The sequence below is a fragment of the Desulfitobacterium elongatum genome (assembly GCF_055378975.1).
Window position 1 is genome coordinate 3,447,462 of record NZ_AP038772.1, and the last position, 15,838, is coordinate 3,463,299.

A 15,838-nucleotide genomic window follows, 5' to 3' on the forward strand; every position below is an offset into this window, starting at 1 on the left:
CAACAAAATTACCGCTTGTGCTGTGTAGAATACTAAAAAAGAAGTAGCAGAAACGCCACTTCCTAAATTACATCAAGCTATCTTCGTACCACTATTAATTATGACCAACTATTTGGTGTGGTACATACGGTTCTTCTAGAGAGGCTATTTCTTCAGGTGTCAACTTAATCGATAGGGCACCTACAGCATCTTCGAGATGAGATATTTTCGTAGCACCGATAATAGGAGCAGTTACTGGTTCTTTCTGTAGCAGCCAAGCCAGTGCGATATGAATACGAGGAACACCACGTTTTTCTGCAATTGCTGCGACTCGCTCCACAACCAATCGGTCAGCACCAGTAGTCGCATCGTATTTAGATTTTTGAGCTTGGTCAGTTTCGGAACGAAGCGTTGTTTCAGACCAATCACGTACCAATCTGCCTGATGCAAGCGGACTATATGGAGTGACTCCGATTTTTTTCTCCCTACAAAGAGGCAACATTTCCCGTTCTTCTTCACGGTATATGAGGTTTAAATGATTCTGCATTGAAACAAACCTGGTCCACCCATTCTTCTCTGCAACATGCAACGCCTTTTGGAACTGCCATGCGTACATGGCTGAGGCACCAAGATACCTTGCCTTACCATCCTTCACAACGTCATGTAATGCTTCCATTGTTTCTTCAATGGGAGTATTATAATCCCAGCGATGAATAATATAAAGGTCCACATAATCGGTTCCAAGGCGTTTAAGACTTTTATCAATTTCGCTCATAATATGCTTTCGGGAAAGACCTTTACCATTTGGGCCTTCATGCATCGGGAAAAAAACTTTGGTTGCTATGACAACTTCATCACGATTGGCATAATCCTTTAAAGCTAGTCCAAGAAATTCCTCGCTGGCACCATTTGAATACACATTTGCCGTATCAAAAAAATTGATTCCAAGATCAAGTGCTTTTTTGATAATAGAACGACTTTGCTCTTCATTAAGTACCCATTTATGAATCCACTTTTCAGCTTCGCCAAAACTCATACAGCCAAGACAAAATTTAGACACATCCAATCCTGTATTTCCAAGTTTCCCATATTCCATTTCTAGTTGTCCTCACTTTCCAATAGCTGTGATATTGACCATTTATCTATAAGCACAAACTAAAATAGGATACTTACAATGGTTAAATGAACTCAATTCCAAGAAACAGATAAAAACGGGTCAAGTCTGGACTTAAATTCCGATTATGACCCGTTTTCACTCTAGATATCCGAATCGTCTTTACTAGCGATTGACGGGCTGCCTATCACTAGTACTGCCAAAAAGATTATTAGGCAGATGCCCCTTGCGGGAATAAGGAGTTAACCTTTTCTGCCACTTCCTTTAATATGCCTTTATATGCTTCATTATCAAGGTATCCGATGCTACCAAAAAATAAATGCCCTACAGGCTCAATCCCTACGAACTCAAAAATACTGGTATCAGACGTGATTTTCAATCCATCGGTCATCCCAGTTTGATCGTAAACTTCTTTTGCTGTTCCATAGGTATTGATAATAAACCCTTTCTTACCTGTCAGCAGCTTAACGGGACCTTCTGCCCCTACACCATAAGCAAAGCCATAAGCAAACACACGATCAACATAACCTTTAAGGATAGCAGGACTTCCAGCCCACCAAATTGGATAAATAAATGTAATAGCATCCGCTTGGGCGATAAATTCTTGTTCTGTTTTAATGTCTTTTGGAGTTTGTCCCGCTTTCATAGCAGCCGTATCTTCTGGTTTTAACACCGGCTGGAAATTAAGTGCATATAAATCCCGTACCACAACTTCATGACCGTTGTTCTTCAAAGCATTAACCGTGGTTTCCAAGATTGAGTGGTTCAGACTTTCAGGGTTTGAGTGAGCATAAACTATAAGATGTTTCATTGGTAAGCCTCCATTTGTTTTCCTTTAGTTATTATTTTAAATTTATAAGATTAGATACATCATTTGAAGTCCATCGCTTACTTCGCCTCGGTCCGTTGCCGGTAGAGGGGATTAAGCATTCTATTCTGAAATTATAGTATTAATGCAGCCGAGAGCATTAAGCGTCCTTGGGAAACCCGTATAGGGTAAACAATGTGTGATTGCTGTAATCAGCGTTTCCTTAGTATTCCCGACATTTATATTGCCCTGAACATGAGCCTTTACTTGGTTTTCACAGCCACCCAATGCACTGACGATACACAGAGTCAGTAATTCCCGCATTTTAAGATCAAGACCGCTTCGGGTATAGAAGTCGCCAAAGCACATGGCAGAGAGATAGTTCTGAATATGTTTCTGATTTACGGGCGCATTCTCATGGTTCTTGTTAATCACATCCCCAAAGATTTCGACCTGAACACTCAAACCTTTGTCAAAGCGTTTTTCCTCTTTAACCTGCCTTTGAGATTCAACCGGCAGGGCAATGTTACGAGATTGGAAGACAGCATTCACTTCGCCCAGAGCATTAAGCGCCTTGGGAAAGCCAATATAGGGAGCGCACTGATAAATAGCCTCTTTTATTTCCACCGGTGTTAGACCTATGTTCAGCGCGGCTCCAACATGCGCCCGAAGCTGCGGCAGAGTCTGATTGACCGTAAGCACAACAAGGGTTATGAGTTCCCGCGTTTTATCCTCTAAATCTCCTTGGTAGAATACTTCACCAAAGATAAACCGGCTCAACATATCTTGAAAATCCGGATCCGTTTCCAACAGAGTCGGACGGGTGTCCCCAAATAATTCTGTATATTTCTTTTCGCTTTGTTCTAAACGGCCCATTCTTATTACCTCCCGTAACGATTATTTAACAGGGATGCTACAATCAATCTAAACCGCTTTAGGCATTTCTTTCAGACAGTAACTGCCCGCCAAAACCGATGTTATCCTGTTCATTTTCCTTTAACAATACAATGAATGCCCCAGCCGGTACATTCATAACTTTTGAAGCTATATTTGTAAGCTCTTTCACTAACTGACTTTTCTGTTCCTTATTTAATTTTCCAGCTTCTAATGTTATTACTGGCATTTTCCTATCTCCTTTCACTAGTTACTTAATAGCTTTTCCCCATTCTCTTTGACTATAAACCCTTAAGTTAACTTAAGGTCAAGTACCTATTTAAAGTCTAAATTTTTTACAATAAACAGTTTATGAAAAATCCCCTCCATGATCGCATTACATCTATACAAATCATGAAGAGGAAACACAAAGCATCAAGAGTTCTCTGGTCTTTTCATCCTTGTAAATCGCTTAGTTTTAACTGACAAAACGATACCTAAATTTCTTCTTTACACTTATTTGTTTTCCACGCTTCTATTAATTCTTTAGTAACAGGTTCGCATTTCTTATCATAAGTATCCAGCTTATAATTGATAACATCCAAACTTTCCTGTATCTCTCTTATTTTTTCTTCCAGACTTTCTTTCGCCTCTAACAGGATTTCCCTCCTGGCCTCCTTGCTTGCTTCGCCCTTCAAAGCCAATTCAATATATTCACGAATAGAATCCAACGACATTCCTGCTCTTTTAAAACGCATGGCAAATTCGATCCAGTGCAATGATATTTCATCATAATCTCTGATTCCCGAGGCAGTCCTTGGAATTTCAGGAATTAGACCTATTCTTTCATAATAGCGAAGATTATCAATAGAAATACCTGTTATCTCCGAAGCTTCTTTTATATTCATATATATAGTCATTCCTTTCGCTTCGCTCAAGGCACAAAACGTCATGAAATACGTTGGCTTTGAACGATTTTTTTATTATTCTAAACTCCTAGGGATAACAGTTAACTACAAATCACGCGGAGGTGAGTGGGCTGCTCCAACCTGGAGTGACCGCATTTATATATGTGTGGATTGCCTTTCCAAGCACAAATAAGTGTGTCTTCCAGCACGCAGACTTATCTTTGTTTAAACATTACTCGTTTATTGCCAGGCAATCAGTCAATGCTGTCTATCCCTGTATTTCTTTGAAAGGAGTTCTCTTATCGCTTTAAAGATCGTTTACCAAGTCTGTTGTGGCATTGATGTCCACAAAGCCTTCGTAGTTGCTTGTATTGCTACTACCAACAAAGGGGTTACCACCTACAAAAGCCATCGCTTTTCTACTACACAAAAGGTCTGAAAGGGCTGTCTCAGTGGCTTTGTAAAAACGACTGCAAGGATGTTTGTATGGAATCCACCGGAAAGTACTGGATTCCCGTGTTTAATGTTCTTGAAGACTCCTGCAACATCGTCCTGGAGCATCCTAAATACGTCAAAGCTATCCGTGGGAAGAAGACTGACAAAAAAGACGCTAAATGGATTGCTGATCTATTCAAGCATGACCTTGTTGCCGGAAGCTTTATGCCTCCTCTTGCTATTAGGCAGCTTCGTGATCTTATGCGCTACCGCTTTAAACTGACTAACTTTATGTCAAGCGAGAAAAACCGTCTGCAAAATTCTTTAACCGTATCCAATATTCAGCTTGGAAATGTTGTTTCTGATACCTTTGGCAAAAGTTCCATGAACGTCATTAACAAGCTTTTAGAGAATCCTTTGGACAAGAGTTTTGACATAGAACCACTCGTTCACGCTTCTATGAAGAATAAACTTCCTGAATTAGAACTCGCAATTGATGGTTTTATCACGCCTGAACAAGCCGAAAAACTTAAGGTCATCAAGCAGCACTACAAAGATCTTGAGTCACGAAAGGTTGATCTAGAAAAAATTATCCTTTCTCTTTCCGAACCCTACGCAGAAGAAATCAATCTGATCTTAACTGTTCCGTCCTTTAAAAACACTTTTTCGGCCATAGCAGTGGTCTCTGAAATCGGTGTTAACATGGACGTGTTCCCGACAGCTAAGCATCTTTGCTCCTGGGCAGGGCTTACACCTACGAATAACGAAAGTGCTGGAAAGAAAAAGTCAGCAAGGATTTCAAGAGCTGGCTGTTATATTAAGCCGCTTCTGGTACAGTGTGCAACCGCCGTTGTTAAAAGCCAGAAGCATCCTGAAATCCGCAACCGCTATTTGAGGCTTAAGCATCGTCGTGGTCATAAAAAAGCGATCATTGCCATTGCAAGAATGCTTCTTACAGCTATCTACAACATCCTGAAAAAGAAAGAAGCGTATAATGCTGAGTTGTATAGAAAGTCAGATGCTCTTCCAGTAAACCGTGAAATCACGGTAGAACAAGCGATTATCTTGGCTAGAACCCAAGGTTACCGCATTCGCGCAGCGTCTTAATTTCTCGTAAACCCAGATCTTTATTAGTCATCAACCGATGGCTTGTTTTGCTGTGTCCACTTTACTTTGCCGGTACTTCTAACTGACTATTTCAGACTTGATACCTCCTTTAATGCATATATTTTGGCAACTATTATTTTTAAGTATTTGTAATATATAACTATAAACCCTGAAGTGAACTTCAGGTCAAGTAGATCTTTCTAAGAAATCAATATCTAAGCCGAGCAAATTCTTCCAGCACTTAAGACTTTGTTATTGTGTTTGTGTTTCTTCAGTCTTCATAATTAATTAATGTGTCAGGCAAAAATAAAGAGGCATATTTTTTAATTTTAAAAACATAGCCCTGTAGTTCCTCAATATTTGAATACTTTCTCTAGATAATAATCCACTATTTTATTTACAAGCTCTTTATGCTTTGAGACTTTTTCTTCCGTTATTGGTAACCGCATCATCCCGAGTCCTAACTTCTTCACAATTTCTTTCCTCCTTCTTTCCTTTTACTCTTGCATAAACTAGAAGCAAAGCAGATCGGAATTTCACCTTTCTCGGACTGGCATTCAGTTTTCTCGTTCAAAGTAGATCCCTATACCTAGTGACTTGAGTTTGCGGACAGTTTCCAAAGTATCAATTTTGTTGTGGGCAAAACGGGAAATGGACTTCGTGATGATTAGATCGAATTTCTTATTCTCGAAGTCTTGACCATGCGCATGAAATCTGGGCGCTTTTCCTTGCTCTTACCGGATATGGCTTTATCAGCGTAAATACCGGCAATAGGCGCAGACTCTGATGCGTTTGAGTTCTACAACCGGGGCTTCAATGGTGCGAATCTTTTTCATGCTACTCCTTTCTGTGTCCGGTAACTAAAATGACGGAATATATTAGTATTAAAAAAATAGCTTACCAAGTGTGGCATGATAGCTCTGTCCTACCCACTTAGCAAGCTAATTCTTCCTATATAAATGCGCCCCGTGTCACAAAAACGATCAGGCTGTACTCTCACACACTAGCCCCTTCTGCCATGCCCATTACCGTGGAATAAATCACCGCGTCATTTGCCATAATTTACATAAAATTCGCATTAACAGTCTTAATGCCCCTTTACACTGAAGCCCAAATTTCCGCAGATTTTACCTGTTAACATGTTCCCATGCTAAACACATGTGGCGATCCTAATGCACACATGCAAAACCCTAAAACCCGCTCTACAAGCGGCTTTCACCTGTCTGTTTTCCGCAGTAGAACCACAGTCTCAACGTGCCTTGAGGATACAAAAAAGATGCCGTTTGAAGCTGGTCGCCCCTTGCCTGCAGGATATAATTCTGAAAAAGTCACTTTTCAAATTTAATTTTTTCAGGTTTTTTACTGTTCGCCATTCAAATTAATACCTACGTTCTCCTATCATTATTTCGGCATTTTCATATATAATTTTGTTAGTATATCCTGATTCCTTTTTATGAATATTAGGTTCAATCAAATTATGCATGTATATCTCTACCTAAATGAATTTTTCTTTCACATAAGTTAGAAATAGGACAATTATCACATAATGGGGTCGTTGGTCGGCAATATTCCCTTCCAATAATCCAAATAGGAGTAGTAAGTTTCCCTGGAAAATCAGGACAAATTTGTTTTGCCACTTCAGTCACTTGCTCTAATGTATCACTCTTAACCAATCCAATTCTTAAGAAGACCCTTCTAATATGTATATCATAAGCAATATCAATATTATGAGCATCCTTTACATTGACGCCTTTATCTCTTACCAATAACATTGTTCCAAGAGCAGCTTTTTTTGAGCTAATACCTTTAAAGGCACATAATCGGCAAATTATTTCTTTAGCACTGTCTGTATTTAACCAAATATTAGCACCATCTGCTTGATAATTATCTATAATATGCTTACTTGCTAAATAAAGATAATTAGCTATTCTTCCTGGATATCTATGTAAAGCTGGCTTATCTTTTATCGCCTTCTCTATTTCATGCTCATATCCCTCACTGCCCATTTTGTGCATATCATAATGACCTAGTCTTTTCTTTAAGTGAAATGGTAAAGACCATGCTAATTCAGCTTTTGTAGATTGATCAGATATTAATCCAAAAATAAATGCATTAGCATTGTTTACAATAAATTTTCTTGCTTCTTCTGAAATCAATGACCCAAGTAAAACACTCTGATCTAAACAAGATTCTTCATAGTAAGCTAACAATTTTTCACTTAAGTTATTTATTCTTAAATATGTTGATTCCATAGTTTTAAATTTGCCCTTCATCTTTCTGCTCCAGTTTAGTAAGTGCCCAATTTTTATTCCTATATTTAGGAACACTTGCATCCGCCCAAGTTTGTCTTCCGCTATATATCTCGGTTTTTATTTCCTCAATCTAACTTTGCTTTTAAAATAAAATAATAATTGCGTATCAGTATACCTTCCAAGTTATCGACTAAGACACTTAGACGATACTTATAATTTTTCAAAAGTATTCTTCAATAACAATGCATCTTTCTCTACCAGAGGTCCCTCTACAATTATACATCCTTTGACGTTATAATCTTTTATGGCTTTTAAACACTCTGAATAGTTGAAATCACTTTCGAATAAGGGAAGATGGTTTTTCTCACCTTTTTCATTGTAGTTTATTCCACCCATGTGGATATGCAAATCATCTAGAGCAGACCTGCCCAACTCATCCAGCACGTATTGCAGTACTTTTACAAAATCATCATAACCTTTTAAGCAGCCATTCTGTCTTGCATGTATATGAGAAAAGTCAATACATAACTTGCAGGAACTTACTTCTTTACAGAGAGAAACTAATTCCTCAAGTGTCCCAAACTGGGTTCTTTTTCCCGTAGTCTCAAGCCTATAATCTATTTCTTTATATGGAAGCTTTAACAAGTTTTCTTTTATAGTATTATAAGCCTCCTCCTTTGAGTCCTTTAAATAAAAACCCGGATGAAATATTAAACTTTTCCCCTTAACCTTTGATAATCCTTCCATTGCATTTATTATTCTTTCCATTGACTGTTCTTGCTTTTCATATTCATCTGCATTTAGATTTATATAATGTGAGCCATGAGCCGACAGATAAAAATCATTGTCTAGCTTAGTTTTTAATATTATATGCTTATTTTTATCTGTCACATTGACACTTCTCACAAAAAGAAGTTCCATTGCATCAAGCCCTATTGATTTTATATAATCGATGCCAGAAGCATAGTTAATTTTTTTTGATCCGCTACCTATTGGTAAGCCTGATATCCCAAACAATAATTTATCCATATTTTTTCCCCTTACACTTTCACTTAATCTACTTTTTGTTATCACTCCTCACTCTCTTATTTTATAATACTTTGGATGCATTTAATTCCGAAACTTATCCCATATTTTTACCATGTATCACTTCTCTATTTCTTTTACAATAGCTTCGAAAACAACTCTCTCTGGATAATCCGACATATCATCACGTCCAGTAGTTGCTTTTCTCCATTTTACCCAGTTGAAACTATTTTTAATAAAAGTCACCCTATTATCCAGTAAGCTTATTAGATTGTCATTATATTCTTTATCATCAATGGCATCTTCAAAGATAGAAGCTTTATTAGAACCATTCCAGCGTATGCAAAAAATCCCGGAGTACAAGATTGGACATTGATCGGATAGTAAAGCCCTTCCAATTTCATTACTCTCCTCTGCCTCAATATTCCTTATAGTAAACATTATTTCATTAGTAAGGATAAAATTATACAAGTAGATACTCTAATCCTTCACAGATACATATTCATTGTCTTCTATATAAAACCTCCAAGGATAATCCTTAGCTTCCTCAGCATGGTCAACTCTCACGCGTTTTGTTATTATTATTTTAAATCTCTCGTTTTTACCTTCCTCAAAATATACTTTATTACCGCACAAATCTATACCGTTGAAGCTTCTGTCTATTGATAATGCACCGCATAATTTTCCTGGACCGCTAGTGAGACCCCTACGCTGGCTCTTTGTCAGCTGCTCATATGACATTCCGAATCGTCTTTGTGCCATCCAGTCGGTTCCTTCCACCGGCTCAGCTGCCCTTATTAAAACTGCTTGAGGGTTCCCTTTTTCCTTTGTTACTATGTTGAAACAGCAGTGCATTCCATAGATCGTAAATATATAAGAAAATCCAGGGTCCCCATACATAACCTCTATTCTGGGTGTCCTTTTTCCGCCGTAGGAATGCGCAGCCTTATCTTCGAAGCCCATATATGCCTCTGCCTCGACAATTTTAGCCGAAATTCTTTGCCCGCCTATTTCGTGTACGAGTACCTTTCCCAAGAGCTCTTTGGCGACGATGATTGAATCCCGGTTATAAAATTCTCTATCAAGTTTTTTCATTCCACTGACCCTCCCTTCAAAATCTTCCCTAATGCATCCTATCCTTGGTGTAGAGTGTTTAGGACACAGCGATTTTTTTACACTGGTAATTATCGCATTTTAATAATGTCATATTTTAAGGCTTTTAACTTTTATATTATCTGCATGAGGCACATTATAATCTCTTCAAAACTCATCCGCTGAGAGCGTCTCTTTCGCGCCCCAAAAATGAATCATGTGCGACTCTAAAATATAGATCCCTAGATTTTATCGACTCTGGTGGATTAACGAACTTCTTCTTGAACTTCAAAAAGGAAAATGTCGATGCCTTCCATGTTTTATTGAGAATCCTTGTTTCTATACTCGTCACGCATACAATATACGATCACAGGTTTGGCACGGTGAAACTGAATGCATACGTAGCATTTTCCATGCCTTTCGCAGTTGGTTTTTGGACAGGGACAATTCACCGCTTCTTGACTGCTTTTCATCATGATTATTCCTCTTCTCTTTTAACAACTTTGATTTTACTCAAAAATCATTACTGAATTTCAGGTTCATATAACAACATTGTTCTCGTGATGGAAATCTCGTACGCCCGTCAACAAGCCAGCCTTCTCAGAGAACTTTGGTCTGACAGTGACACCGACAATAAGCCGCCTGAAAATTGTTCTTGGACAGTACTTCCACGACTTTAACACAAAGTGTCATGATGGTACGAAATAAACTCAATTATCCAAATGGCTTTCTCTGCGAATTACTTTTTTAGGAAAAAGATGTTTTATAATGTTATCAGTTTGGCGTCCCGTTTCAATATTTCAGTAAGCGGTTGTCCCATATACTTCACTTCAATGCCCATTTTCTCCAAAGCTTCGGAAATCCCGTAACTATCAGTACAAGCCTTGCAAGCAACCACTTCTACCCCAGCTTCGAGCATTTTGGCCATATAAGTCTGAAGCTCTTGGTCTTCAGACAAAAGCTTGCTTGAAGGACCCCAAACTATTAGACATACATCTTCCCACCACCCTTTGGTTTTGGCATTGAATGTATACATAAAAACCATTTTTAATGCGACTTCACGGTCTGCACTGGTCCAGAGTACTATCAACTCGCTCGATTGCTGTGGTTTTCCAGAAAAATTCTCCACAATAAATTGCTCCTTTCTGTCTCAGTAATCACTGAATGTCCTTAGAGGTTCACTAACTCGGCCAGATGACCGATTTATCTTCCCTTAAGCACCGGCACAAATGTCGCCAATTCCAGGTCTTCATGATCTATTACCGTTCTACAGAACAAGCCATGAAGAGACGACAACTTCTCCGCCCTTGGAGAGCTCCGAACACATCATCATAGAACAATTCCTTTGAATATTTTTCCTATAGCAGAGTGGTCTTGTACCAAAGAATTAACCAAATATCTAACCAAATCAGTCACGTCAATTAGAACTTTGATATCCTGTTGGCTTTTCATCAAAAGGATTCCGCCTTCGAGCATAGCTACAATCCCATGCGCCAACTTGTCAATCTCTTCAGGCCCTGATTGAGATGATCCTTTAATCATTCCTGCCAGCACCGGTTTCAATTTATCCACCCAAGTTTCGAAAACTGCTTCTATTTTTTGACGGAACCTTTCATCGTGTTCACTCATTTCGATAGCAAGGTTGCCGAACACACAGCCGCATTTCGCCTGGTTAGACATATGATTTTGAACAACCCATTCCAGCATCTCATTGAACTTAATTTTCGGATCTTTCTCAGATCCCAGGATGTCTTCCAAGAGCCGTCGATTCCAATTATCAAAGAAATAATCAATAACTGCCAGGCCAAACTCGTGTTTGGAGGAAAAGTAGTGGTAGAACTGTCCTTTGCCAATCTGGGCCACCTCTAGAATATCGCTGAGTTTGGTGTTTTCATACCCTTTCGAGTGCATCAGAGCTGCCGCTGCTTCTACAATCTCTTGACGTTTATCTATCAAGTTCATCACCTTCCTGTACCTACCGGTTGGTACAACATTAAAATATAATATCATCTAGTGCCGTGTCAAGTTTTTCGTCAAAATCTTATCTCCAAGATCGCTGGCGAAATCAAAAATTAACTACTCTTTAAAGTTGTCGAAAATCAGTTGCAGCCAGTGTTCCAAGTTAAATTTTCGATGAAGGAGGTCCACTATACAAAGTTCTGTACTTTGTATTGAAGAATACTGAAGCCTTATTTTTATTTTTGTTAAGTATCTAACATTTTACTTTTTAACCCTATGTTAAAATAAGACAAGTTAAGTTGTTTGATCCAATAACTTGAGGTATGACATAGCCCAGAGAAGAGGTGATATTAATATGGAGGTGCGCCTAGTCGCCTGTGGTATCTTTCAACTTGAGCTTGAGCGAGTACTAGAGGAAATAAAAGCGGAATGGGCATCTGCTGACGAGTTCAAAGTTACTTATACAGCCCCGGCTTTGCACGTAGACTATACTAAACTAAAAGATGGCATCACTGAAGCACTGGATAAGGTGACCGAAGAAAAGATAGTCCTCTTTTTCGGTTCTATGTGCCATCCTGAGCTTAGCGAATTCACGGAAAAATTTCATGTTATCAGGCAACAACCTAGGAATTGTATTGAATTGGTTTTAGGTCAGGAAAGACAGAAGGAGTTAGAGGCATCCGCTAGGGTTTTTTATCTTACTTCAGGCTGGTTGCGGAATTGGCAAAATATATTCAGGCTTGGACAGGGCTGGGACGAAATAGACGCCAGACAGAATTTTGGTTTCTATGATAAGATTTTGCTTTTAGACACTGGTGTTTCGGAGTTCAATGATGAGGATATCCTGGAGTTTTATGAATACACACAGGTGCCAATCGAAATTGAGAGCGTCGAACTAGTCGTTTTTAAGAAGCACGTGCTTGAAACTTTAAAGGAAGCATTAGCCCAAAAGCCTCCCCTTACATCGGTTTAATTAAGTAAATACTCGAAAAACATTTAAGGAGTGAATTTACATGATTCTAACTGAAGAAATTAAAGAAGTTATATCAAAGGTTCCGTTTATTCCCATTACTACTGTTTCCACTAATGGAGACCCGCACATGATCGTAGTGGGAAAGGTAGCAGAAGTCAGAGATGGGGACATCCTGGGGTTTGGTATTTATAAAATGGAAGTTACCCAACAGAACATCATGGATAACGGAAAGATGCAGGTTGTAATAGCGACAATGGAAGGTGGACCCAAAGGCTTCAGACTTGAGGGCCAAGCCTGTATAGAAGAGAAACTGGTATTGTTTAAAGCAGATAAAGTACAAAAGATGCTCTAGAAACTTCTAAATGCACAATAATCTTCCTCATAAAGGGGAGGATTATTGTTTTTTTACTTTGTAGTAAAGCCGAGTTTTTTTTGATACACTCTCTTTATATAAACGTTTATGGGGGGAAAAGGTATGAAACGGTGCCTCATCTGTCTACAGGAATTGGACCTGTTTCAGGGACTAGAACGAGTTCAGTTCACTAACTTGTGTCAATGTACAAATAGAAAGAGGCTGTACAAGGGACACTATCTTTTCCATCAAGGAGATATAACAGGCACTATATACCTAATAAAATCAGGCAAACTGAAACTTGTTCAAAATGCCGAAGATGGACATCAAACAATTCTGGACATCTGCGGCCCCGGTGAAGTACTTGGTGAATTGTCTTTATATCAGGAACAAAAAGAACATTCAAGTGCCATAGCCATGGAAGAAGCATGCATCTGCTGTTTCAGCAAAATACAATTTGAGTCGTTAATTAAGCAAGATCCCTCTTTTGCCTTGAGAATTATTAGCTACTTAGGGCAAAAGCGTTACGAGAATATCTTAAATTCTGAAAAGGAAACCAGAGGAACGGTTAAAGAGAAATTATTAAGCCTTTTTTATCATCTTGCCAAACAATATGGGCAAAAATCGTCAACCTCGACGATTATCGATCTGAAAATTACCCAGCAAGAATTAGCCGATATGATTGGTTCTTCACGGGTAATGGTCATTCAGGCACTTAATGAGTTGAAAGCAGCCAATATAATCGATCGGGAAAAAAGATATTATGTCTTGAAAAATGACCCTTGCATCAGTGCTCATACGTTTAATTAAATGCACTAAGAATACTTTAAATATAAACTTTCTGCATAAAGTGGTGGCGAAAATAAACTTCAGTTTCGTAACGCCCTCGTCAGCAGTACTTTTACTGATATGCTTTATTACTGTCAAAAATATCACATTTAACATCTACTCTCAGTCCATCGCCTCTGAACCGTGCTCAATGCACATATTTGTGCACGCCCAAACGAGGAAAGTCTTGAATAGCCTATAAAACGGATCGTATGTAACGATCGGTTTTATTTTTTCTAATGGTTTCGAGCTATTATATCTCGTCTCTTATTACCACATAATCCCACATGACCTTGCCAAACAAAACAAGAAGCCAGCATTTCAGATCCTTCTGTCACGAATCAATGATTCATTAGCAGCAGGATCTAATGTTGGCTTTTTCATGCATCGACGTCATGGAATGCACTCCCGACATGGGAGTCATAGATGTCATGGACTGCATAGCATATCCCTTCGTTGCCATCTTTTACCTCTTATCAAATAATATATTAGGTATATTACCCACAGTATATTATTTGGGACAATCAACAATTGTTACCATAATAATAGTCTCTAAACAATTTCGCTTGCACCTTCTCTGATGATAGTGTATCTCCTGCCCGCGTTATGTGCACTTCGCCCGGGTCTAAACCCATAGCTATAGTCTGAAAACTGCTTCTGTAATATCTGTGTTAACACTTAGGATATTACCTGAAGTACGACTCGGTCAACCCCCGTCGATATTTCCTGTTTAATTGTAAGCCAAAAATTACTTCTTAATAGTTTCAAAATCAAAATGAAATGAATACTATAAACGAAAGCATCATGTAAAGCGGAGCAAAGGACTGGATGATAATAATCCAACCAAGAATGACCGGGAAGACCCAAAGACCATAACAATGCTGGTTTGACGGCTTAGATTTACTTTCCGGAGTGTAAATAAATAAATCTAAGGATATTGAGATATTTAAAGAAAGATTATGAAAGGAGGAGAGTCATAAAATGCAGATACCAAACAAATATTTTCGTACGAGCATGGTTTACATGATGACCAATATGCCAGTAATAAATGAAATCGTTGCTTTCTGCCGTGACATTAATGGACTACTCACCTTTATGGGTTCCTACCCAACAGGTGGCAGTGGTACTGGTGCAAGGGAAGTTTCAGCTGCAACAACAAACGATGGAACCGATCCTCTTGCGTCAAAAGGCGCAATATCTTTGTCCCGTGACGGCCGCTTCCTGTTTGCGGTTAATGCGGGCAGCAATAGTATCAGTAGTTTCATCATAACTGACGGCGGGGAACTCGTTCTAGCGGATGTTAAGCCATCAGGAGGCGCTCAACCCAATGGCCTGGATGTGTTCGGTGATCTTCTCTATGTTTCCAATGTAGGCAATGTCGCCAATAATTTTGCATCCAATATCAATGGTCTTCGCATACATACTGATGGACGTCTTACTCATATTGCGGGATCCGCTCATTCCCTAAGTACTTTCAATGCTCAACCGGCAGGATTAGCATTTACGCCTGATGGCAGTAAAATCGTTGTATCTGAGTATACTACTAACCGTCTCAGTGTGTTCAAAGTCAATAGAAATGGTACTCTTACGGGACCAGTAATCAACGATTCTTACGGTATGGGGCCGTTCGGCTCTTATTTCCTATCCTCAGGAATCCTTTTAGTTACGGAAGAGGGTTCCAATGCGCTGTCATCATATTCAGTTAGCAACAATGGAATCCTTAATGTTATCAGTGGCTCTGTACCAACCGGCCAAAAGGCCACTTGCTGGGTTATTACCACGAAAAATGAACGTTTTGCTTATGCCACCAATACCTTAAGTGGTACAATATCCACCTACCGTATTGATAATAGAGGGGTGTTGACGGTAATTGGGAATACTACCAGTACACCGGCAGGTGCAGCCACTGGCCTACCAATAGATGTTGGTGTTAGTAAAGATGGATGCAATTTTTACACCCTTAACGGAAATCAGGGCACAATCTCAGTATTTCATATCAAAAATGATGGTAGTCTTGTCAGATTGCAAGTTGCTGCATCGGCTGACTTCCCATATCTCGGATCGCAAGGTTTAGTTGCTCTCTGATTATTATAATGGTCTAAGAAAACTCGACAAGATTTTTTGAAAAGATA

Annotated in this window: 16 protein-coding genes and 1 pseudogene; 5 read left to right on the forward strand and 12 right to left on the reverse strand. The window is 38.9% G+C overall.

What is annotated here, in order from left to right:
- Positions 1-94: 94 nt before the first annotated feature.
- The 5 genes from ACZ42W_RS16300 to ACZ42W_RS16320 form a co-directional block, all read right to left on the reverse strand.
- Entirely contained in the window at positions 95-1,075 is a 981-nt protein-coding gene (locus ACZ42W_RS16300) for an aldo/keto reductase (RefSeq protein WP_464166329.1), read from the reverse strand.
- A gap of 229 nt (positions 1,076-1,304) precedes the next feature.
- Positions 1,305-1,904: an NAD(P)H-dependent oxidoreductase gene (locus ACZ42W_RS16305; RefSeq protein WP_464166330.1), complete on the reverse strand. Its 600-nt coding sequence runs from the start codon at positions 1,902-1,904 to the stop codon at positions 1,305-1,307.
- Between the two features lie 120 nt (positions 1,905-2,024).
- Positions 2,025-2,777, reverse strand: coding sequence for a carboxymuconolactone decarboxylase family protein (locus ACZ42W_RS16310; protein WP_464166331.1), 753 nt, complete (start codon positions 2,775-2,777; stop codon positions 2,025-2,027).
- 58 nt (positions 2,778-2,835) lie between these two features.
- Positions 2,836-3,024, reverse strand: coding sequence for a 4-oxalocrotonate tautomerase DmpI (gene dmpI / locus ACZ42W_RS16315; RefSeq protein WP_464166332.1), 189 nt, complete (start codon positions 3,022-3,024; stop codon positions 2,836-2,838).
- A 247-nt stretch (positions 3,025-3,271) separates the two neighbouring features.
- Positions 3,272-3,682 (reverse strand): MerR family transcriptional regulator, encoded by a 411-nt coding sequence (locus ACZ42W_RS16320; protein ID WP_464166333.1) that lies wholly within the window; start codon positions 3,680-3,682, stop codon positions 3,272-3,274.
- Between the two features lie 301 nt (positions 3,683-3,983).
- On the opposite strand from ACZ42W_RS16320, the pseudogene ACZ42W_RS16325 reads away from it, so the two are divergent.
- Positions 3,984-5,224: pseudogene (locus ACZ42W_RS16325) on the forward strand (IS110 family RNA-guided transposase).
- A 1,475-nt stretch (positions 5,225-6,699) separates the two neighbouring features.
- On the opposite strand, the gene ACZ42W_RS16330 reads toward ACZ42W_RS16325, so the two are convergent.
- From ACZ42W_RS16330 to ACZ42W_RS16360, 7 genes are all read right to left on the reverse strand, one after another.
- Entirely contained in the window at positions 6,700-7,497 is a 798-nt protein-coding gene (locus ACZ42W_RS16330) for an endonuclease III domain-containing protein (protein WP_464166334.1), read from the reverse strand.
- 189 nt (positions 7,498-7,686) lie between these two features.
- Positions 7,687-8,505 carry a TIM barrel protein gene (locus ACZ42W_RS16335; RefSeq protein ID WP_464166335.1) on the reverse strand — a complete coding sequence of 273 codons (819 nt, stop codon included), beginning with the start codon at positions 8,503-8,505 and terminating at the stop codon, positions 7,687-7,689.
- Positions 8,506-8,622: 117 nt separating this feature from the next.
- Positions 8,623-8,973: a hypothetical protein gene (locus ACZ42W_RS16340; protein ID WP_464166336.1), complete on the reverse strand. Its 351-nt coding sequence runs from the start codon at positions 8,971-8,973 to the stop codon at positions 8,623-8,625.
- Positions 8,974-8,982: 9 nt separating this feature from the next.
- Entirely contained in the window at positions 8,983-9,597 is a 615-nt protein-coding gene (locus ACZ42W_RS16345) for a DNA-3-methyladenine glycosylase (protein ID WP_464166337.1), read from the reverse strand.
- Positions 9,598-9,914: 317 nt separating this feature from the next.
- A complete protein-coding gene (locus ACZ42W_RS16350; protein ID WP_464166338.1) occupies positions 9,915-10,070 on the reverse strand; it encodes a hypothetical protein in 156 nt (51 codons plus the stop codon).
- A gap of 287 nt (positions 10,071-10,357) precedes the next feature.
- A complete protein-coding gene (locus ACZ42W_RS16355) occupies positions 10,358-10,723 on the reverse strand; it encodes a DsrE family protein (RefSeq protein WP_464166339.1) in 366 nt (121 codons plus the stop codon).
- Between the two features lie 200 nt (positions 10,724-10,923).
- Positions 10,924-11,550, reverse strand: a complete 627-nt coding sequence (locus tag ACZ42W_RS16360; protein ID WP_464166340.1) for a TetR/AcrR family transcriptional regulator — start codon at positions 11,548-11,550, stop codon at positions 10,924-10,926.
- 358 nt (positions 11,551-11,908) lie between these two features.
- On the opposite strand from ACZ42W_RS16360, the gene ACZ42W_RS16365 reads away from it, so the two are divergent.
- The 4 genes from ACZ42W_RS16365 (at position 11,909) to ACZ42W_RS16380 (ending at position 15,791) form a co-directional block, all read left to right on the forward strand.
- Positions 11,909-12,526 carry a DUF1638 domain-containing protein gene (locus tag ACZ42W_RS16365; RefSeq protein ID WP_464166341.1) on the forward strand — a complete coding sequence of 206 codons (618 nt, stop codon included), beginning with the start codon at positions 11,909-11,911 and terminating at the stop codon, positions 12,524-12,526.
- A 40-nt stretch (positions 12,527-12,566) separates the two neighbouring features.
- Entirely contained in the window at positions 12,567-12,878 is a 312-nt protein-coding gene (locus tag ACZ42W_RS16370; RefSeq protein WP_464166342.1) for a pyridoxamine 5'-phosphate oxidase family protein, read from the forward strand.
- A 123-nt stretch (positions 12,879-13,001) separates the two neighbouring features.
- Positions 13,002-13,688, forward strand: a complete 687-nt coding sequence (locus tag ACZ42W_RS16375; protein ID WP_464166343.1) for a Crp/Fnr family transcriptional regulator — start codon at positions 13,002-13,004, stop codon at positions 13,686-13,688.
- A 999-nt stretch (positions 13,689-14,687) separates the two neighbouring features.
- Positions 14,688-15,791 (forward strand): lactonase family protein, encoded by a 1,104-nt coding sequence (locus ACZ42W_RS16380; protein WP_464166344.1) that lies wholly within the window; start codon positions 14,688-14,690, stop codon positions 15,789-15,791.
- Positions 15,792-15,838 lie beyond the last annotated feature (47 nt).

What these genes read in the sequence shown, in the direction of transcription:
- ACZ42W_RS16300 (WP_464166329.1), bottom strand. Translation starts at nt 1,075, where the DNA reads ATGGAATATGGGAAACTTGGAAATACAGGATTGGATGTGTCTAAATTT.
- ACZ42W_RS16305 (WP_464166330.1), bottom strand. Translation starts at nt 1,904, where the DNA reads ATGAAACATCTTATAGTTTATGCTCACTCAAACCCTGAAAGTCTGAAC.
- ACZ42W_RS16310 (WP_464166331.1), bottom strand. Translation starts at nt 2,777, where the DNA reads ATGGGCCGTTTAGAACAAAGCGAAAAGAAATATACAGAATTATTTGGG.
- dmpI (WP_464166332.1), bottom strand. Translation starts at nt 3,024, where the DNA reads ATGCCAGTAATAACATTAGAAGCTGGAAAATTAAATAAGGAACAGAAA.
- ACZ42W_RS16320 (WP_464166333.1), bottom strand. Translation starts at nt 3,682, where the DNA reads ATGAATATAAAAGAAGCTTCGGAGATAACAGGTATTTCTATTGATAAT.
- ACZ42W_RS16330 (WP_464166334.1), bottom strand. Translation starts at nt 7,497, where the DNA reads ATGAAGGGCAAATTTAAAACTATGGAATCAACATATTTAAGAATAAAT.
- ACZ42W_RS16335 (WP_464166335.1), bottom strand. Translation starts at nt 8,505, where the DNA reads ATGGATAAATTATTGTTTGGGATATCAGGCTTACCAATAGGTAGCGGA.
- ACZ42W_RS16345 (WP_464166337.1), bottom strand. Translation starts at nt 9,597, where the DNA reads ATGAAAAAACTTGATAGAGAATTTTATAACCGGGATTCAATCATCGTC.
- ACZ42W_RS16350 (WP_464166338.1), bottom strand. Translation starts at nt 10,070, where the DNA reads ATGATGAAAAGCAGTCAAGAAGCGGTGAATTGTCCCTGTCCAAAAACC.
- ACZ42W_RS16365 (WP_464166341.1), top strand. Translation starts at nt 11,909, where the DNA reads ATGGAGGTGCGCCTAGTCGCCTGTGGTATCTTTCAACTTGAGCTTGAG.
- ACZ42W_RS16370 (WP_464166342.1), top strand. Translation starts at nt 12,567, where the DNA reads ATGATTCTAACTGAAGAAATTAAAGAAGTTATATCAAAGGTTCCGTTT.
- ACZ42W_RS16375 (WP_464166343.1), top strand. Translation starts at nt 13,002, where the DNA reads ATGAAACGGTGCCTCATCTGTCTACAGGAATTGGACCTGTTTCAGGGA.
- ACZ42W_RS16380 (WP_464166344.1), top strand. Translation starts at nt 14,688, where the DNA reads ATGCAGATACCAAACAAATATTTTCGTACGAGCATGGTTTACATGATG.